The sequence below is a fragment of the Streptomyces cavernae genome (assembly GCF_004023625.1).
GTDB lineage: Bacteria > Actinomycetota > Actinomycetes > Streptomycetales > Streptomycetaceae > Streptomyces > Streptomyces cavernae.
In genome coordinates this window covers 28,995-47,246 of the sequence record NZ_RPDJ01000054.1, presented here as the reverse complement: position 1 = coordinate 47,246, position 18,252 = coordinate 28,995, and the positions used below count along the sequence as shown (strand labels likewise).

Here is an 18,252-nt window from a genome sequence, read left to right as displayed (position 1 = left end):
GGGCGCGCCGCCCGGACGGGGCGCCTGCGGGCGCGCCATACCGGTGGAGCCACCAGAGGTGAACGGGTTGTTGCCCGGACGCGGGCCTGCGGGACGGGCACCGGGACGCGAGCCCTGGCCACCCGGACGCGGAGCGCCCGGACGGTCGCCACGGCCCTGGCCACCCTGACCGCCCTGCCCGGGGGCCGGACGGCCGCCCGGCTTCGGGGCGCCGGGACGGGCGCCCGGACGCGGGCCGGAGGACGGTGCGGCGGGAGCCGACGGCGGTGCCGTGAACTCGGGCGCGGCCGGAGCCGGAGCCGCGGGGCGCGGCGCGGGCTTCGGGCCGGGCGTGGGACGCGGACCCGGAGTCGGGGCCTGCGGTGCCTGCGGGGCCGACGGACGCTCGGCCACGGGGGGCTTGGGTGCCGCCGGGCGTGGCGCGGCCGGACGCGCGGCCTGCGCCGGGGAGGGCGCGGCCGGACGGGCCGGCGTCGCCTTGCGGGGGGCGGCGGGCTTGGCGCCACCGCCGTTGCCCTGCTGGAGGGCGTCAGTCAGTTTGCGTACTACGGGCGCCTCGATCGTCGAAGACGCCGAACGGACGAATTCACCGAGTTCCTGGAGCTTGGCCATGACGACCTTGCTCTCCACACCGAACTCCTTGGCGAGTTCGTATACCCGGACCTTAGCCACTTCGCTCCTTTTAGGTCCGGGTTGCGGCCGGACCGTCGCTACTTCATGGGCGTACTCATCGCGTACTCATCGAGTGCTCATCGCAATCTCGACCTGCTTTCGACTCGCGAGGTACCAGGACCGCACGGGGGGTTCCGCACGACCACGTTCTTACGGTGTTGCCCGATCAGCCTGCTCGGCCTGATCGGCAACGGTCTTTTCGACGGCCTGACGCAACGCCGCTGTGTCGAGCGCTCCTGGGGCACGCAACGCCCGAGTGAACGCCCGGCGGCGGACCGCCAGATCGAGACAGACCAGTGCGGGGTGTACGTACGCACCCCGGCCGGGCAGCGTACCGCGATGATCGGGGACGCAGACGCCCTCGACCGCCACGGTGCGCAGCAGATCGCTCTGGGCCGCTCGCTCCCGGCATCCCACACAGGTGCGCTCAGGGCATGCTCGGGTACGCGTCCGGCCAGACACTCTTAAGTCTACCTCCCCGCACCGACCTCACCCCTTTGGGGCAAGAATCGAACGGTTGTTGTCGAGATCTCGGCCACGTAAGGCCAGGATCTTGCTCTTGACCGCGACGGTGCAGGCCTTTCAGCTCAGCGCGGCGCGGCTCCGGTCTATTCCGCGATCACTCCCGGACTTCACGGAGTGTTCTATTCCGGCTTCTCGGCGGGCTGCGCGGCCTGCTCGGTGTCGGGCCGGATGTCGATGCGCCAACCGGTCAACCGCGCGGCCAGTCGGGCGTTCTGGCCCTCCTTGCCGATGGCGAGCGACAGCTGGTAGTCCGGGACCGTCACCCGCGCGGAGCGGGCAGACATGTCGACCACCTCGACCTTGGACACCCGGGCCGGGGAGAGCGCGTTGGCGACCATCTCGGCCGGGTCGTCGGACCAGTCGACGATGTCGATCTTCTCACCGTTCAGCTCGCCCATGACATTGCGCACACGGCCGCCCATCGGGCCGATGCAGGCGCCCTTGGCGTTCAGACCGCTGCGGGTGGACCTCACGGCGATCTTCGTACGGTGACCGGCCTCACGTGCGATCGCGGCGATCTCCACCGATCCGTCGGCGATCTCCGGGACCTCCAGGGCGAAGAGTTTCTTCACCAGGTTCGGATGGGTGCGTGAGAGCGTGACGGAGGGCCCGCGCACGCCCTTCGCAACCCTGACGACGTAGGAGCGCAGCCGCATGCCGTGCTGGTACGTCTCGCCGGGGACCTGCTCCTGCACCGGGAGGATCGCCTCGAGCTTGCCGATGTCGACGAGCACGTTCTTGGGATCGCGGCCCTGTTGGACAACACCGGTGACGATGTCACCCTCACGGCCCGCGTACTCACCGAGCGTGGCGTCGTCCTCGGCGTCGCGCAGACGCTGCAGGATCACCTGTTTGGCGGTCGTGGCGGCGATGCGGCCGAAGCCGGACGGCGTGTCGTCGAACTCGCGGGGCTCCTGGCCCTCTTCGAGGTCCTCGGGGTCCTCCTTCGCCCACACGGTCACATGGCCGGTCTCCCGGTCGAGCTCCACGCGCGCGTGGCGGCGGCTTCCCTCGGTGCGGTGGTAGGCGATGAGGAGGGCGGCTTCGATCGCTTCCACCAGCAGGTCGAAGGAGATCTCCTTCTCCCGTACCAAGCCCCGCAGGGCACTCATGTCGATGTCCACGGCTACGCCTCCTCCTCTTCCTTCATGTCCTTCTTGTCCTTGCGGTTGAACTCGACCTGGACGCGGGCCTTCACGACGTCGGCGAAGGCGAGCCTCCTGGCGGTGGGCTTGCGCCCCTTGACCCCGGGGACCTCGACGTCGACGCCTTCGTCGTCGACCTTCAGGATCCGGGCGGTCAGCTCACTCCCGGCGCCCTCGGTCAGCTGGAACCTGACCAGGCGGTCGGTCGCGCGTACGTAGTGCCGGTGCTCCTTGAGCTCGCGCTCCGCTCCGGGGGTGCCGACCTCCAGGGTGTACTCGCCCTGGCCCATCGCGTCGCTGTCGTCCAGCTTCGCCGAGAGCGCTCGGCTCACATCGGCGATCCGGTCCAGGTCGGCGCCTTCGTCGGAATCGACGACGACCCTCAGCACACGCTTGCGTCCGATCGCGTCCACCGCGATCTCCTCGAGATCGAGTCCCTGGGAGCGTACGAGCGGTTCCAGCAGTTCTCGCAGCCTCTCGCTCTGGGTGGTGCTCATCCGGGTGACTCCTCGGCCGCGTGTGCTGTTGTGGGTAGGTCGTGTGTCAGGTCAAAGGGTATCCGGTCGGCGGGGGTGTTGCCGTCCATCGGGTGCGGGGCGGGTTCCCAGGCGGGAGCGCGCGATGCCGTCCCTTCCCGGGCGGGTTCTCGCGGGCACCGGCCTGTTGCGGCCGCGTGTTGCTCCCGGGCGGAGGTTGGCGTCGGCGGGAGGTTGCGCCGGGCGCGGGGTTCGTCCCGGGCGCGGGTTCGTCCCCGGACGCGGGTTCGTCTCGGGCGTGGCTTCTCGCGCGCGGGTTCTCCCCGCTGCCGTGATCCACCACGCACGAAGGGGGCGAAACGTACCGGGTCGGCTCAGCGGCGTGCGCCCGCGTGTGCTCCGGGCGTGTGCCCGGGAGGGCCGCTGGTGGGTGTGCGGGTGGGGCGCGGGTACGGTGATCACGGGCCCGGGGGCTCCCCGAGCGGGCCAGCCCCGGCCCTTCCCTTTCGTACGAGCCTGTCGAGGACGTCTGCCGTGCCGTTGCCTCCGCCGTCGCGCACCCGCTCGGGCCCGCCCCGCAGGAGCCTGCTCGTGGGTGCGTTCGCTCTCGCGGGCTGCAGCGCCCCCGAGTCCGCCACCGAGGAGCGCGCGAACAGCGAGCGGTCGGCCGCCGAGACGGTACGCGCGCGTGCCGCACGGGACAGCGAGGAGCTCGGAGCGCGGTACGACGCGGTGATCGCGGCACATCCGGGGCTCGCCGACCGACTGGCGCCGTTGCGGGCGGACGTCACGCGTCATGTGTCGGCGTTCGCCGGGCCCGCCTCGCCCAAGTCCGCGCGCTCGCCCTCCCCCACTGCCGGCTCCGGGTCGCCGAGCGCGTCCGGCTCCCCCGTACCGTCCGACGGGAAGGCCGCCCTGCTGGCGCTGGCGGAACAGGAGCGCCGGCTCGCGGATCGGCGCACGAAGGCGTTGCCGAAGGTACCGGGGGAACTGGCCCGGCTGCTGGCCTCGGTTGCCGCGGCCGGCGCCGCGCATGTGTATCTGCTGTCGGAAAGCGCGAAGGCCGTGGAGGGCGATACGTGAGCGGGACCGCTGACCGGGCGGAGGTACTGAAGGCCCTGCAGGCGGCGCTCGCCGCGGAGCATGCCGCCGTCTACGGGTACGGGGTGGTCGGTGGCCGGATCGGTACCGAGCGGCAGGCCGAGGCGCGGGCCGCCTACGATGCCCATCGCGCCCGGCGCGACGAGTTGGAGCGCACGGTGCTGGACCTCGGTGGCAAGCCCGTCGCCGCCGGCGCCGCGTACTCCCTGCCCTTCGCCGTCTCGGGCTCCGCCGACGCCCTGCGGCTGGCGGCCGAGCTTGAGGAGCGGATCGCAGGGGTCTACTCCGATCTCGTCAGGGCCGCGGCCGGCGCCCGGCGGGCCGCGGCGGCCGAGGCGTTGCGGGACGCGGCGGTGCGGGCCGTGCGCTGGCGCGGGAGCAGCGTAGCCTTCCCTGGGCTCGCCGAGCGGGCCGCGGCGGCCGACCCGCCGACGACACCGACGACACCGCAGACGTGACGCGTACCCCGCGTACCGGGAAGGGAACGACTCGCGCATGGCTTTCGAACCGCCGCGCCGTCTCGTGAGGGCGCTCGCCGAGACGCGGCAGCAGGAAGCCCGCGACTGGCTGGAGAAACTGCCCGACATAACGCAACAGGCCGTGTCCCTGCGCGAGTTGACGGTGGAGAGGGTGCAGGTTCCCGGTGGGCGCAGCAGCCTGGTGGTGTTGGTGCGGCTGCCGGACGACACTCCCGCCGTGCTGAAGCTCGCCCCGCCGCGCGCCCGCCCCGAGGCCGAGCGGGCAGCGCTCGCCCACTGGGAGGGGCGGGGCGCCGTACGGCTGCTCGGGGGCGAGGCGGGTGTGATGCTCCTGGAGCGGCTGCATCCCGAGGTCTCCGTGCGGTCGCTGCCGGAGGCGAAGTCGATGCTGGAGGCGGCCGGGGCGCTGCGCCGGCTGTGGGTCGAGCCACCCGCCGGGCATCCCTTCGAGACGGTGGCCGAGCGGACCGGGCGGCAGGCCGAGGCGATGCGGGCGAGTGCGGGGACCGACACCGAGGTGGCGCCGCTCGTCGACGCGGCCCTCGCGGTCCGTACGGAGTTGGTGGCCGCGCCGCCGGAGGAGCGGCTGCTGCACGGCACCTTCCGGCAGAGCAAGGTGCTGGCCGGTGAGCGCATGCCCTGGCTGGTGGTCGGTCCCGATCCGCTGGTCGGCGAGTGCGCCTTCGACCTGGCGCGGCTGGTGCGCGACCGGGTGGAGGACGTGATCGCCTCCCCGTCCGGCGCTGCCGTCACCCGCCGTCGTATCAAGCGGCTGGCGGAGTCACTGGACGTCGACCAGGAGCGGCTGCGGGGGTGGACCCTGTTCCGCGCGGTGGAGTCGGGTGTGCGCGCGCGCCGGGTGGGCCGCGGTCAGGACGCGGAACTGCTGCTGGAGTTCGCGGGGTGGCTGTAGGCGTGGTGGGCGGGTCCCTGCCCCCGCCGCCCGTCGGTGGCGGAACCGTCTGACCTGAGGGCGTGTCCTCAGGGGCGTGCCCTCAGGATTCCTGCCGCGGACGCGCGGAGCATGCGCATCTTCACAGAGCAGCGGGCCTGTCCCGGGCCTCACAGAGCAGCGGGCCCGTCCCTGGCCTCACAGAGCAGCGGGCCCGTCCCTGGCCTCACAGAGCAGCGGGCCTGTCCCTGGCCGAGTTGGCGCGGCGGCCGGGTTGAAGTCGAGCCCGTCCGCCTCGGCCAGGTAGATGCGCCGTCTCGCCGGGTCCGCCGCGCCGGCAGTCCGAGCGCGGCGGTCGGCCGCCGACTTTCCGCGTATGCGTCCCCGATGAGGGCAGAGGGCCGGGTGCCCGCGGACCTGGCGTCGGCGCAGGTCCCGGCGGCCACCGTCACGGTGTGCCACCGGGTCCGCACCGGCGGGCCGGTCTGCGGGCTGCCGCGTGGGCGGGTGGAGGTGGCTAGTGCCGCGGCAGGCAACGTTTGCCCGTCAAGGAGCGGCGTCATGGGGGTCCCCCTGCTCATGGGGGTCCCCCCGCTCGAGCGCAGCCGAGAGTGGGGAGAAGTCGAGAGCTTGGGGGAGCGTGCTCTGGGGGTACCCCCTGCTCGAAGAGCTTGGGGAGTGCCGGCCGGAAGCCCTCGTACCGGACGTACTTGGGCTTTCGGCCGGTGCGGCGAGTGGGAGTGGGGGTCCCCCTGCTCGAAGAGCTCGGGGGAGTGCCGGGCGTCGCGACGGGGCGAACGTTGCCTGTCGGGGCACTAGGCCGAAAGGCGGGCGATCGCCTCGTCGACGGTCAGCTCCTCACGCTCACCGGTCCTGCGGTCCTTCAGCTCAACGACGCCCTCGGCGGAGCGCCGGCCGGCCACGAGGATCTGTGGGACGCCGATGAGTTCGGCGTCGGTGAACTTGACGCCCGGGGAGACACCGGCCCGGTCGTCCACCAGGACCCGGACGCCGGCCGCGGCCAGCTTCTCGGAGACGTCGAGCGCCAGCTCCGTCTGCAGGGCCTTGCCCGCGGCGACGACGTGGACGTCGGCGGGGGCGACCTCCTTGGGCCAGCACAGGCCCTGCTCGTCGGCGCTCTGCTCGGCCAGGGCCGCCACCGCACGGGAGACGCCGATTCCGTAGGAGCCCATGGTCACCCGGACCGGCTTGCCGTTCTGGCCGAGGACGTCGAGCTGGAAGGTGTCGGCGTACTTGCGGCCCAGCTGGAAGATGTGGCCGATCTCGATGGCGCGGTCCAGCTTGAGGCCGGTGCCGCACTTCGGGCAGGGGTCGCCCTCCTCGACGACGACCACGTCGAGGTAGTCGTCGACCTCGAAGTCACGGCCCGCGACGACGTTCTTCGCGTGCTTGCCGTCCTTGTTGGCGCCGGTGATCCAGGCCGTGCCGGGGGCGACGCGGGGGTCGGCGATGTAGCGGACCTTGTCGAGCCCCTGGGGGCCGACGTAGCCGCGTACCAGGTCTACCCGGCCCTCGAAGTCCTCGGCGGTGACGAGTTCGACGACGGCGGGCGCGAGGTGCTCGCCCAGCTTGCCCAGGTCCACCTCGCGGTCGCCCGGGACGCCGACGGCCACGATCTCGCCGTCGACCTTCACCAGGAGGTTCTTGAGGGTGGCCGAGGCGGGAACGCCCAGGTACTCGGCGAGGGTCTCGATGGTCGGGGTGTCGGGGGTGTCCAGCTCCTCGACCGCGCCGTGCTCGGCGCCCTCGACGGGCTGCAGGGCGAAGGTGACGGCCTCGCTGTTCGCCGCGTAGTCGCAGTTCGGGCAGTCCACGAAGGTGTCCTCGCCGGCGGGGGCCGGGGCCAGGAACTCCTCGGAGGCCGAGCCGCCCATCGCGCCGGAGACGGCGGAGACGATGCGGTAGTCCAGGCCCAAGCGCTCGAAGATCTTCTGGTACGCCACGCGGTGCAGTCGGTAGGACTCGGCGAGGCCCTCGTCGCTGGTGTCGAAGGAGTACGAGTCCTTCATCTGGAACTCGCGGCCGCGCAGTACCCCGGAGCGGGGACGGGCCTCGTCGCGGTACTTCGTCTGGATTTGGTACAGCATGACCGGCAGGTCCTTGTACGAGGCCACCTGGTCCTTCACCACGAGGGTGAAGATCTCCTCGTGGGTCGGACCGAGGAGGTACTCGGCGCCCTTGCGGTCCTTGAGGCGGAACAGCAGGTCGCCGTACTCCTCCCAGCGGGCCGAGGCCTCGTAGGGCTCCTTGGGCAGCAGGGCAGGGAGGAGGACCTCCTGGGCGCCGATGGCGTCCATCTCCTCGCGGACCACGCGCGAGATGTTGTCGAGGACCTTCTTGCCGAGGGGCAGCCAGGTCCAGATCCCCGCGGAGTTGCGCCGTACGTAGGCGGCACGGACGAGCAGCTTGTGGCTGAGCGTCTCGGCGTCCGCCGGGTCGTCACGCAGTGTCTTGACCATCAAACGGGACATGCGCTGGACCTGGGCCATGATTCTCGACTCCTGCTGCGTAAGGGTGATGGCAAGGAGGTTAGCCGGGTGGGAGGGGGCGGCGGAAATCGCTTTTGATCCGACGAGGTCGACGCCGCGGGTCCCACGCCCCCACCGCCACCACCCGCCCCCCACTCTCGGGGCCTCCGCACCGGGCCTGCTCTCCGCGCCGGAGTCGGCCGGGGCCGGGGCCCGCTGTAGGGCCGGGGGGCGGCTGTAGGGCCGGGGGGCGGCTGTAGGGCCGGGGGGCGGGGCCGGCCGTAGGCCCGGGGCCGGAGCCATAGCCCAGGGCCAAGGGCCGGGGGCCAGCGGCCGGGGCAGGCGGCAGGCGGCAGGCGGCAGGCGGCAGGCGGCAGGCGGCAGGCGGCAGGCGGCAGGCGGCAGGCGGCAGGCGGCAACGACCAGCGGGCGGGGGCCGAGGGCCGGGGGCACGACGCCCGCGACACGCCCCGCGCCCGCAGGGCGATGCAACGCGCCATCGCCCTGCACGACGGCAGGCCGCCCGCGGCTCCACCGTCGGCTCCCGCCGCGCCGTCCACGCCGTACCCGGGCGGCCGCCCGGCGCTCCGAAGCCGGGCGGCCATCCGGCCCCCGGGCAGGGCGGTCAGGGTGGCCAGGGCCGTCGCAACCGTCCGGACGCGGAGCGCACCGGGCCCGGGGCCCGGGGGCCCGCTGGCCAGAGGGGCGGGGGCCAGAGGGGCGGGGGCCGGAGGGGCGGCCGCGGCCAGCAACCAGCGGCCGGGGCCGGGGGGCAGCGACCAGCGGGCCAACCGGGGACCGGAGGGGCGGCCGCGGCCCTGGACAGGCGGCCAGCGGCCAACGGCCAGGGTCCGGGGCCCGGTGCCGGCGGCCAAGGACCGACTGCCAACGGCCAGCACCAGGCGGCGAACCACCAGCGGCCAGGGGCCCGGGCCGACGACCAGAGGTCAGGGCCCAGGGTCAGCGGCCGGGGCCAGCAACCAGCGGCCACGGTCCAACGACCAACGACCAACGGCCACGGGCCACGGGCCACGGGCCACAGGCCACAGGCCACAGGCCACGCCAACGACCAGGGTCCGGGACCCGGTGTGGGCGGCCAAGGACCAACTGCCAACGGCCAGCGACCAGCACCAACACCAGCACCCGGCGGCGAACCACCAGCGGCCAGGGGGCACGGGCCGACGACCAGGGGCCAGCGCCCAGGGGCAGCGGTCGGGTCAGCGGACAGCGGACAGCGGACAGCCGTTAGTGGGTGCGTAGTGGCAGGGGTGCTCCCATTACCGCGTACGGCTTCGGGGCGCTGGGGAACAGGACCTGGCGGGCCAGGTCCTCGTAGCCGAGTGAGCGGTACAGGCCCCGCGCCGGGCTCTCGATGTCGATCGCCGAGAGGATCGAGCGGCGCATACCGCTGGCGGCGGTGAGACCGGTGATGAGGCGGCGGCCGATGCCCCGGTTCTGGTAGTCCGGGTGAACGTGCAGCTCGGTGATGACGAAGGAGTCGTCGAGCCAGTGGTCGTTGCCACGGGCCCGCAGATACGGTTCGACGACCGTGGACCACCAGTGCGCGCGGTCGTTCGGCATGCCGTAGACGAAGCCGACCAGCCGGTCGGCCGCGGTGGTGGCGCCCAGCGCGGCCGCGCCCGGATAGGCGAGGTGACGCAAGACGATCTGGCGCCGTACGGCGATCTCGTCGGGGCCGAGTCCGAAGGCGACGGCCTGCACGGCGAGCGCCTCGTCGACGCGGGCGGCGAGATCCAGCGGACCGATCACGACATCGTCGGGCGTGCGGTGGCCCTGACCGGGAAAACGCAGCATGTCGGCGAGACTACAGGCCGCCCGGAAGTGTCAGTACGGTGCAGTCCGAGTACGGTGCGCCCTTCGGACAGCGGCTAGAACAGCACGCTCATGAAAGCCCCGACCTCCTGGAAGCCAACCTTGCGGTAGGTGGCGCGGGCCGGGGCGTTGAAGTCGTTGACGTAGAGGCTGACGATCGGTGCCACGTCGGCGAGGGCGTAGCGCAGGACCGCCGCCATGCCGGGGGCGGCGAGGCCCTGCCCGCGGTATTCGGGGGCCACCCAGACGCCCTGGATCTGGCAGGCCTGCGGGGTCGCGGCGCCGATCTCGGCCTTGAAGACGACCCGGCCGGCCTGGTCTATGCGGGCGAACGACCGCCCGGAACCGACGAGTTCGGCGACCCGGGCCTGGTAGAGCAGCCCGCCGTCCCCGGCGAGCGGGGAGACACCGACCTCCTCGGTGAACATCGCCACGCACGCGGGCATGATCGTTTCCATCTCGTCCTTGCGGATGCGCCGGACGTAGGGATCCGGGGCGACATCGACGGGGAGCCGGTCGGTGACCATGAGCGGCTGGTGGGCGCGGATCTCCCGGGCAGGGCCCCAGTTGCCCTCCAGCAGCCGCCACAACTGGGCGGTGGGTTCGGCGGGACCGACGATGGAGGAACAGCGGCGGCCGGCCCGGCGGGCGCGGTCGGCGAAGGCGCGGACGGCGCGCGGGGTGGCGCAGACCGGGACGAGGTTGGCGCCCGCGTAGCACAGGGACGTGAGCATTCCGTCCTCGTACCAACCCCACATCTCACCGCCGAGCCGCCAGGGATCGAGCCCGGCGATCTGCACGCGCGAGGTGACGAACGCGTTCGCCACCGGCTCGCGGTCGAGGACGGCGAGAGCGGCGTCGAGGTCACTCGGTTCGAGGACCCTGGTGGTGGTCTGGGTCAACACGTGCGGAGGCCTCACCATACGGTCTGCTGATCTCCGCACTGTACCTGGCGAGAATGTGCCGCGCCGCCCGGCGGTGGGGGCCTCCGGGCGGCGCGGGGGGCTCCAGGGGTCAGCCCTGGCCCCGAGGGTGGCCGAAACCTGTCTGTATCTCGTCGATTCTGAGTTTTTGGTAGTAGTTCGGCACGGTGGCCGCCGCCCAGGTCGTCTTGACGTCGAGCCTGATGAAGCGGGCGCGCAGGCCGTCGCCGAGATCGATGAAGCGGGTCCCGCGGGCGCTTTCCAGGACACCGGCCTTCACTTCGCGCCAAGTGTTGCCGTTGTCACTCACCGAGACCGTGTAGTCCTTGATCCGCGCGGAGTCCTCGAGCCTGCCGAAGGTCTCGCGGTTGTACGTGGGCGACCACTCGCGCTGGTTGATCCCCAGGTGGTCCGCCGTGCGGCGCTTGCCGAGGTCGAGGGTGTAACTCACGGGGAGGACGCCCTTGTTGTCGGAGTAGGTCGTGAAGTCACCGTCGGTGAGGGAGGGTTCACTGGCCTTGACGGTGCCGGTGGGGTACACGCCCACGCGCTGCGGCGCCGTTCTGATCTTGAACACCGTGTCATACGGGTCCCAGTCGGTGATGCCCTTGATGGTCAGGGTGCCGTCGCGTTGGTCGAACCGGAGGCGTTTGCCGGTGCGCAGGTCGGTGACGCGCTCGACCCGGTGGCCGTTGTCGCGGATGCGGACGCTGTCGCCGGTGGTGGGTTTGGTGGTGACGTGCACGTACTGGGATGGGGTCTGGGCGCGGCTGACGGTGACGTAGCCGTACGCGCCGTCGTTCCAGGCGCCCGGTTGCAGTCCGCCGTACATGTAGCCGCCGCCGTCGACACCGTTCAGTGACTCCCAGATGGGCGGCAGGTAGTTCGCCATGAGGTCGGTGAACTTCTCCTGCTGGGGCGGGAATCTGCCGTTGACCATGGCCGTGAGGTTCATCAGCGACTTGATCGAGGTGCCGGCGTTGGCGATGTAGCGGCCGACGTTGAGTCCCGTGGAGACGGGCCGGTCCTGGCCGTCGTACCACCAACTGCCCGTGTCGGGGACCTTGTAGCAGGACTCGGTCAGGCGCGGCATGGGGGTCCAGATCGCGGCGGGCTGGTCGTACGGCGGGGTCATCCCGGTCTTCTGCTCATGGGACACCATGTCCATGATCGGGGTGTCCTCGTTGTTGTTGCTCAGTGTCATGTCCGGGCGCAGCTCGCGGATCTGCTCGTAGAGCTTGTTCTGTTCCCAGTACTCGTTGTCGTTGTCGATCCAGAACCCGGCGAGCTTCGGGTAGTTGGCCATGACCTCGAAGAAGTTCTCGTAGCTGAACTCGCCGAAGCCGGGGCGGGTGGTGAGGTCGACGTCACGGCCCTTGTAGGCGGAGTAGGCGGCCGAGTCGAGGCTCTCGACGCCCTGTTCGTTGTGCCACTTGGGGTCGTCGGTCATATAGAGGATGACCTTGAGGCCCTTCTTCCCTGCGGCCTTGATCAGTTCGCCGAGGATGTCGCGCTCGGTGGAGCAGGTGCCCGGGATCTTGGAAGGCCAGGGGCGGGCGTAGCCGAGGCGGGAGTGGAAGGTGGCGAGCACGATGTAGCTCGCGCGGAGTTTGCGGGCCTGGTCGACCCAGTAGTCCGGGGTCCAGCCGCCGTCGGTGACGGCCTTCTCCCACTCGGCACAGTCATAGTGCTTGGGCGCGGTGTACATGCCCCAGTGGAGGAAGAGGCCGGCGGTGGCGTTCTGGAGCATGGCCTGGCGGGGAGGGTACGGCCGGGCGCCTGGCGTGCCGGCCCGGGCCTGGGCGCTCGCGGCCGGCGTGCCGGTGCCGGCCGTTCCCGCGCTGTCTGCCGTTTGTGCGCTGTCTGCCGTTCGCGCGCTGCCCGCCGTGCCCGCCTGGGCGGCCGGGGCGGTGAACAGTCCGCAGAGCAGGGCGAGTACGGCCGTCCAGAGGAATAAGGCGACGGGCGTTGTACGTCTCATGGATAGGTGACCTCCGTGCCGTTGACGGTGACCCGGTGGAAGGTGAGGCCGTCGGTGTGCGCGACGCTGTCGGGTCCGCGCACCCCGGTGAAGTCGGAGCGCGACAGACGCACCCCGGTGATGTGGTCGGACGGCAGGCCCTCGAGGTTCAGCACCGCCCGCGCGCCGTCGAGCCGGGTGCGGTCCACTGTGATGTCACTGACGGCGACGGGCAGTGTGCCGCCCTCGCCGCCGTTGTAGTTCAGCGTGACGAACACGGCCTCGCGTTCGACGCCACCACCTGTGAAGTCACGGATGTGCACTCCCTCGATCCGGCCTCCGCGCTTTTTGCTGGCCTTGACGTAGAGCGGGTACTTGACCGGGTAACGTCCGGGGAACGCGGGCGAGTTGATGACACACCGCTCGGCGAAGACGTCGCGCACCCCGCCCGACATCTCGCTGCCGACCGTGAGCCCGCCCCACCGGCCGGAGAACCGGCAGTCCTGGACGACGATGTTCTCGCTGGGCACTCCGACCCGGTGCCCGTCCTCGTCACGGCCGGACTTCACGGCGACGCAGTCGTCGTTGGTGTTGAAGTCGCACCCGGTGATGTGCACGTCCCGGCAGGCCTCCGGGTCACAGCCGTCGGTGTTGTAGAGGGTGCTGTCGACCGTGATGCCACGGACGGTGACGTTGGTGGACAGTACGGGGTGCACCGTCCACATCGGTGGGTCGACGATGGTGACGTCGCTGACGAGGACGTCGCGGCAGCGGTTGAACTGGATGAGCTGGGGGCGCAGCCAGTGGCCGGCGCCGAAGCGGCGCTCCGCCACCGGGACGCCGGAACTCCCCATCTGCCGCAGCAGTTTCTGGTCGGGGCCCTGGAGTCCGTCGGTGCGGTACCAGCTCTCCCAGGGTCCAAGTCGCGCCTGGCCGTCGAGTACGCCCTCACCGGTGACGGCCACGTTCCGGGCTCGGTGGGCGTAGACGAAGGGTGAGTAGTTCCAGCATTCGGTGCCCTCCCAGCGGGTGAGCACGGCGGGCAGGTAGTCGGCCGGATCGGGGCTGAAGGCGATGACCGCGTCCCCGGTCACATGCAGCTCGACATTGCTGCGCAGATGAATGGCTCCTGTCAGGTACCTGCCATCCGATACGACGACACGGCCGCCGCCCGCCCGATGAGCCGCCGCGATGGCCCGGCGGAAGGCCTCCGTGCACGGCACGGCCGCGCCCGCGACCGCGCCGAAGTCCCTGATGTCGAACCGGCGCCGGGGGAAGACGGGCGGACGGATCCGGGCCAGGACGCGGGGCACCCGGGCCCACGGATCGCCCCGGCCGCCGGCCGCCGCGGGGGGCGGGCGCAACAGCGGGCCGACCACGGCCAGACCGCCCGCGGCCAGCGCCCTGCGTCGGGACATGCGTACGCGCACAGTGGACCACTCCTCAGTCACAGTTTCCTGTTCATCGGATGAATCCTTGCCAAAGACCTACAGCAGCAGGTCCTTTGGTCGCAGCCTCGAACAAGATCCTGCGATACATCGGAGCTGTCAAGAGATCGCGCAGACGTGGACGTCGTACGGAACGCGCCGTGGGGGTGGGCGAAACGCCCACCCCCACGGGTGAAGTGTCACTCTCAGGTCACTCGGTGACGGTGGTCACTCGCTGACGGACACCGAAGGCTCGCCGGAGGCGGCGCCCGCCGCCTCCATCTCCTCCGCGATCTTCATCGCCTCTTCGATCAGCGTCTCCACGATCTTCGACTCGGGCACCGTCTTGATGACCTCGCCCTTGACGAAGATCTGCCCCTTGCCGTTGCCGGAGGCGACGCCGAGGTCGGCCTCCCGGGCCTCGCCCGGGCCGTTGACGACGCAGCCCATGACGGCGACGCGCAGCGGGACCTCCATACCGGTCAGCCCCGCGGTGACCTCCTCGGCCAGCTTGTAGACGTCGACCTGGGCCCGGCCGCAGGACGGGCAGGAGACGATCTCCAGGCCGCGCTGCTTCAGGTTCAGCGACTCCAGGATCTGGTTGCCGACCTTGACCTCCTCCACCGGAGGCGCCGACAGCGAGACCCGGATGGTGTCGCCGATGCCCTGGGAGAGGAGCGCGCCGAAGGCGACGGCCGACTTGATCGTGCCCTGGAAGGCGGGTCCGGCCTCCGTGACGCCGAGGTGGAGGGGGTAGTCGCACTGCGCCGCCAGCTGCCGGTACGCCTCGATCATCACGACCGGGTCGTTGTGCTTGACGGAGATCTTGATGTCGCGGAAGTCGTGCTCCTCGAAGAGCGAGGCCTCCCACAGCGCGGACTCGACCAGCGCCTCGGGCGTCGCCTTGCCGTACTTCTGGAGCAGTCGCCGGTCCAGCGAGCCCGCGTTGACGCCGATGCGGATGGGCGTGCCGTGGTCCTTCGCCGCCTTGGCGATCTCCTTGACCTTGTCGTCGAACTGCTTGATGTTGCCGGGGTTCACCCGGACCGCGGCGCAGCCCGCCTCGATCGCGGCGAAGACGTACTTCGGCTGGAAATGGATGTCCGCGATGACCGGGATCTGGGACTTCCGGGCGATGGTCGCGAGCGCATCGGCGTCGTCCTGCGTGGGGCAGGCGACCCGGACGATCTGACAGCCCGACGCCGTCAGTTCGGCGATCTGCTGGAGGGTCGCGCCGATGTCCGAGGTCCGTGTCGTCGTCATCGACTGCACCGAGACGGGTGCGTCGCCGCCCACGGCCACGGTTCCCACCTGGATCTGCCGGCTCTTCCGGCGCTCGGCGAGCTTGGTCGGAACGGACGGCATGCCGAGAGAAATGGCAGTCATCTGCTGTGCAACCCCAAGGTATGGATCGAGGTCCCGTTTTCAGCGGGCTCCACCCTGAGATTACGGCACCCGCGCAGCACGATTCACATCCCGTACGGGTGATCGGCGCCGGTCACCGTCGTGCGGCGGGCGGCCGGGCCGCCGGTGTGTCCGGCGGCCGCGAACCGCGTGCGACTTCCCGGTGAACCGGGGTCGGCCGGGGCCGACCAGGAACGATCCGGTGTCGTCGGGTGGCTCAGGAGATCGTCACCGGGTTCACCAGGTCCGCGATCAGGACCAGGATCGTGAAGCAGATGAAGATGCTCGCGACGACGTACGCGACCGGCATGAGCTTCGCGACATCGAACGGGCCGGGGTCCGGGCGGCGCAGTACCCGGGCCGCGTTCCGGCGCAGCGACTCCCACAGGGCGCCCGCGATGTGCCCGCCGTCGAGCGGGAGCAGCGGGAGCATGTTGAACAGGAAGAGGGAGAGGTTGAAGCCCGCGACCAGTAGCAGCATCATCGCGACCTGCTGGGACGGCGGGATGTCGAGCGTGAAGACCTCGCCGCCGACCCGGGCCGCGCCGACCACACCCATCGGGGAGTCCGCCTCGCGCGGGCCGTCGCCGAAGGCCGCGTCCCACAGGGCGGGAACCTTGCTGGGCAGCGCGATCAGCGACTCGACGCCGTTGACCATCATGTCGCCCATACGGTCCACGGACTGTCCGAAGGACTGCTGCACGATGCCGGAGGCCGGAGTGAAGCCGAGGAAGCCGGCGTAGACGTACTTGCCCTCGACGTATCCGCCGCTGCCGTCGCTCTGGCTGACCTGGTTGCGGATGAGGTGGGCCTTGAGGTCGACCGTCTCGCCCTTGCGCTCGACGGTGAGCGTGACGTCCTTGCCGGGGTTGGCGCGGATGTCCTCCTGCAGCGTGGACCAGTCGCGGACCTTCTCGCCGTTGAACGCGACGATCTTGTCGCCCGCCTTGAGGCCCGCAGCCTTGGCGGGTGCCTCCGGGTCGGAGGCCGCGCACTTCGAGCGGCTCTCGCTCTGCTGGATGACGCAGTCCGAGACCTTGCCCACGGTGGTGGTCTGCGTGTTGACGCCGAAGGTCATCATCACGCCGACGAACACCACGACGGCCAGGATGAGGTTCATGAACGGGCCGGCGAACATCACGATCACGCGCTTCCAGGGCGCGCGCGTGTAGAACAGCCGGTTCTCGTCGCCGGGCTTGAGTTCCTCGAACGCGGCCGCGCGCGCGTCCTCGATCATGCCGCGGAAGGGCGAGGTGGAGCGGGCCTCGATCCGGCCGTCCGGGCCGGGCGGGAACATACCGATCATGCGGATGTAGCCGCCGAGCGGGATCGCCTTGATCCCGTACTCGGTCTCACCCTTCTTGCGTGACCAGATGGTCGGCCCGAAGCCCACCATGTACTGCGGCACGCGGATGCCGAAGAGCTTGGCGGTCGACAGATGTCCCAGCTCGTGCCAGGCGATCGACACAAGCAGGCCGACCACGAACACGACTATGCCGAGGATCATCATCAGTGTCGTCATGCACGAGCCTCCGCCGTCTGCTCGGTCGTCATTTGTTTTTCGGTCGTCATGTGTTCGGTCAGCTCCCGGGCCCGGGCCCGTGCCCAGGCCTCCGCTTCGAGGACGTCTTCGACGGTCAGTGAAGTTCCCGTACGGGGCGTTCCGTGCTCGGCGACGACCCGTGTCACGGTCTCCATGATCCCGTTGAAGGGCAGTGCGCCGTTCAGGAAGGCGTCCACGCACTCCTCGTTCGCGGCATTGAACACTGCCGGTGCGGTTCCCGCGAGCTCCCCCACGTGCCGGGCGAGGCCGACCGAGGGGAACGCGTCATTGTCGAGGGGGAAGAACTCCCAGGTGGAGGCCTTGGTCCAGTCGAAGGCGGGCGCCGCGTCGGGGACGCGCTGCGGCCAGCCCAGACCGATGGCGATCGGCCCCCGCATGTCGGGGGGCGTCGCCTGCGCCAGCGTCGATCCGTCCGTGAACTCCACCATCGAGTGGACATACGACTGCGGATGCACGACCACCTCAATCCGATCGAAGGGAATGTCGTAGAGGAGGTGCGCCTCGATGACTTCCAGTCCCTTGTTGACCAGCGTCGCCGAATTGATCGTGATCACCGGGCCCATGGCCCAGGTGGGGTGCGCGAGGGCGTCGGCCGGGGTGACGTCCGCCAGCTCCGCCTTCGTCCGGCCCCGGAACGGTCCACCGGAGGCGGTCACGACGAGCTTGCGCACTTCAGGGCGCGTGCCCGCGGCGAGCGCCTGGAACAGCGCCGCGTGCTCCGAGTCGACGGGGATGATCTGCCCCGGCTTGGCCAGCGCCTTCACCAGCGGGCCGCCGACGATGAGCGATTCCTTGTTGGCGAGCGCGAGGGTGCGGCCCGCCTCCAGGGCGGCGAGGGTGGGGGCGAGGCCGATGGAGCCGGTGATGCCGTTCAGTACGGTGTGGCAGTCCCCCGCCGCGGCGAGCTCGGTGGCCGCCTGCGCGCCGGCGAGGATCTCGGGGAGCGGTTCCCCAGGTCCGTAGAGCCGGCTGAGTGCTTCCCTGAGCGCTGGCACGGCGTCCTCGCGGGCGACGGCGACGGTCCGCACCCGCAGCCGGTGGGCCTGCTCCGCGAGCAGCGACACCCGGCCGCCGGCCGCGGAGAGCCCGGTGACGGCGAACCGGTCGGGGTTGCGCAGTACCAGGTCGATGGCCTGTGTGCCGATCGAGCCGGTGGATCCGAGGACGACGATCTCTCTCGGTCCGTCACCGACGCCGGGGTCGTAGACGAGATGCGGGTCGGCGAGGGGGGCTGGGCTGTCGCTCATGGCCCCCATTGTCGCCGGTCCGCGGGCGGGCCAGGACAGGGTGTCCCACTCCTCGGCGGGAGTTCTCCCGTAGGAGTGGCTCGACCGGACGGCACGGGGTTCACCGCCACGCCTC

The 18,252-nt window shown here is 71.0% G+C and carries 15 protein-coding genes; 3 read left to right on the top strand and 12 right to left on the bottom strand.

Annotated features, from left to right (window positions below):
• From EF387_RS41965 to rimP, 4 genes are all read right to left on the bottom strand, one after another.
• The coding region (locus EF387_RS41965; protein ID WP_202918541.1) for a translation initiation factor IF-2 N-terminal domain-containing protein at positions 1 to 672 on the bottom strand (672 nt) is incomplete at its 3' end.
• A gap of 150 nt (positions 673 to 822) precedes the next feature.
• Positions 823 to 1,134 (bottom strand): YlxR family protein, encoded by a 312-nt coding sequence (locus EF387_RS41960; protein ID WP_128381872.1) that lies wholly within the window; start codon positions 1,132 to 1,134, stop codon positions 823 to 825.
• A gap of 182 nt (positions 1,135 to 1,316) precedes the next feature.
• Positions 1,317 to 2,321 carry a transcription termination factor NusA gene (gene nusA, locus EF387_RS41955; RefSeq protein ID WP_128381871.1) on the bottom strand — a complete coding sequence of 335 codons (1,005 nt, stop codon included), beginning with the start codon at positions 2,319 to 2,321 and terminating at the stop codon, positions 1,317 to 1,319.
• 2 nt (positions 2,322 to 2,323) lie between these two features.
• The gene (gene rimP, locus EF387_RS41950; RefSeq protein WP_128381870.1) at positions 2,324 to 2,839 is read right to left on the bottom strand and encodes a ribosome maturation factor RimP; all 516 of its coding nucleotides are present in this window, start codon (positions 2,837 to 2,839) and stop codon (positions 2,324 to 2,326) included.
• A gap of 570 nt (positions 2,840 to 3,409) precedes the next feature.
• Between rimP and EF387_RS41945 the strand changes: the two genes are divergently transcribed.
• Genes EF387_RS41945 through EF387_RS41935 form a run of 3 tightly spaced genes read left to right on the top strand, consistent with a single transcriptional unit; the run spans position 3,410 to position 5,311 of the window.
• Positions 3,410 to 3,901, top strand: a complete 492-nt coding sequence (locus EF387_RS41945) for a hypothetical protein (RefSeq protein ID WP_238432006.1) — start codon at positions 3,410 to 3,412, stop codon at positions 3,899 to 3,901.
• Positions 3,898 to 4,377 (top strand): ferritin-like domain-containing protein, encoded by a 480-nt coding sequence (locus EF387_RS41940; protein ID WP_128381868.1) that lies wholly within the window; start codon positions 3,898 to 3,900, stop codon positions 4,375 to 4,377. The genes EF387_RS41945 and EF387_RS41940 overlap by 4 nt, the downstream gene beginning before the upstream one ends.
• 37 nt (positions 4,378 to 4,414) lie before the next feature.
• Positions 4,415 to 5,311 carry an aminoglycoside phosphotransferase family protein gene (locus EF387_RS41935; protein ID WP_128381867.1) on the top strand — a complete coding sequence of 299 codons (897 nt, stop codon included), beginning with the start codon at positions 4,415 to 4,417 and terminating at the stop codon, positions 5,309 to 5,311.
• Between the two features lie 794 nt (positions 5,312 to 6,105).
• On the opposite strand, the gene EF387_RS41930 is transcribed toward EF387_RS41935, so the two are convergent.
• The 8 genes from EF387_RS41930 to dxr form a co-directional block, all read right to left on the bottom strand.
• Complete coding sequence (locus tag EF387_RS41930) at positions 6,106 to 7,800, bottom strand: proline--tRNA ligase (RefSeq protein ID WP_128381866.1); 1,695 nt, start codon at positions 7,798 to 7,800, stop codon at positions 6,106 to 6,108.
• Positions 7,801 to 9,024: 1,224 nt separating this feature from the next.
• The gene (locus EF387_RS41925; protein ID WP_128381865.1) at positions 9,025 to 9,594 is read right to left on the bottom strand and encodes a GNAT family N-acetyltransferase; all 570 of its coding nucleotides are present in this window, start codon (positions 9,592 to 9,594) and stop codon (positions 9,025 to 9,027) included.
• A gap of 74 nt (positions 9,595 to 9,668) precedes the next feature.
• A complete protein-coding gene (locus EF387_RS41920; protein ID WP_128381864.1) occupies positions 9,669 to 10,517 on the bottom strand; it encodes a GNAT family N-acetyltransferase in 849 nt (282 codons plus the stop codon).
• Between the two features lie 109 nt (positions 10,518 to 10,626).
• Positions 10,627 to 12,516, bottom strand: coding sequence for an alpha-L-fucosidase (locus tag EF387_RS41915; RefSeq protein ID WP_128381863.1), 1,890 nt, complete (start codon positions 12,514 to 12,516; stop codon positions 10,627 to 10,629).
• Complete coding sequence (locus EF387_RS41910) at positions 12,513 to 13,913, bottom strand: glycoside hydrolase family 28 protein (RefSeq protein ID WP_128381862.1); 1,401 nt, start codon at positions 13,911 to 13,913, stop codon at positions 12,513 to 12,515. The genes EF387_RS41915 and EF387_RS41910 overlap by 4 nt, the downstream gene beginning before the upstream one ends.
• 237 nt (positions 13,914 to 14,150) lie before the next feature.
• A complete protein-coding gene (gene ispG, locus EF387_RS41905) occupies positions 14,151 to 15,308 on the bottom strand; it encodes a flavodoxin-dependent (E)-4-hydroxy-3-methylbut-2-enyl-diphosphate synthase (RefSeq protein ID WP_128381861.1) in 1,158 nt (385 codons plus the stop codon).
• A 235-nt stretch (positions 15,309 to 15,543) separates the two neighbouring features.
• Positions 15,544 to 16,848 carry a M50 family metallopeptidase gene (locus tag EF387_RS41900; RefSeq protein WP_128381860.1) on the bottom strand — a complete coding sequence of 435 codons (1,305 nt, stop codon included), beginning with the start codon at positions 16,846 to 16,848 and terminating at the stop codon, positions 15,544 to 15,546.
• Positions 16,845 to 18,137 (bottom strand): 1-deoxy-D-xylulose-5-phosphate reductoisomerase, encoded by a 1,293-nt coding sequence (dxr, locus tag EF387_RS41895; RefSeq protein WP_128381859.1) that lies wholly within the window; start codon positions 18,135 to 18,137, stop codon positions 16,845 to 16,847. The genes EF387_RS41900 and dxr overlap by 4 nt, the downstream gene beginning before the upstream one ends.
• Positions 18,138 to 18,252 lie beyond the last annotated feature (115 nt).

Coding starts and splice junctions, on each gene's coding strand:
- dxr (WP_128381859.1), bottom strand. CDS start 18,137: ATGAGCGACAGCCCAGCCCCCCTCGCCGACCCGCATCTCGTCTACGAC.
- EF387_RS41930 (WP_128381866.1), bottom strand. CDS start 7,800: ATGGCCCAGGTCCAGCGCATGTCCCGTTTGATGGTCAAGACACTGCGT.
- EF387_RS41935 (WP_128381867.1), top strand. CDS start 4,415: ATGGCTTTCGAACCGCCGCGCCGTCTCGTGAGGGCGCTCGCCGAGACG.
- ispG (WP_128381861.1), bottom strand. CDS start 15,308: ATGACTGCCATTTCTCTCGGCATGCCGTCCGTTCCGACCAAGCTCGCC.
- EF387_RS41925 (WP_128381865.1), bottom strand. CDS start 9,594: ATGCTGCGTTTTCCCGGTCAGGGCCACCGCACGCCCGACGATGTCGTG.
- EF387_RS41900 (WP_128381860.1), bottom strand. CDS start 16,848: ATGACGACACTGATGATGATCCTCGGCATAGTCGTGTTCGTGGTCGGC.
- rimP (WP_128381870.1), bottom strand. CDS start 2,839: ATGAGCACCACCCAGAGCGAGAGGCTGCGAGAACTGCTGGAACCGCTC.
- EF387_RS41915 (WP_128381863.1), bottom strand. CDS start 12,516: ATGAGACGTACAACGCCCGTCGCCTTATTCCTCTGGACGGCCGTACTC.
- EF387_RS41910 (WP_128381862.1), bottom strand. CDS start 13,913: ATGTCCCGACGCAGGGCGCTGGCCGCGGGCGGTCTGGCCGTGGTCGGC.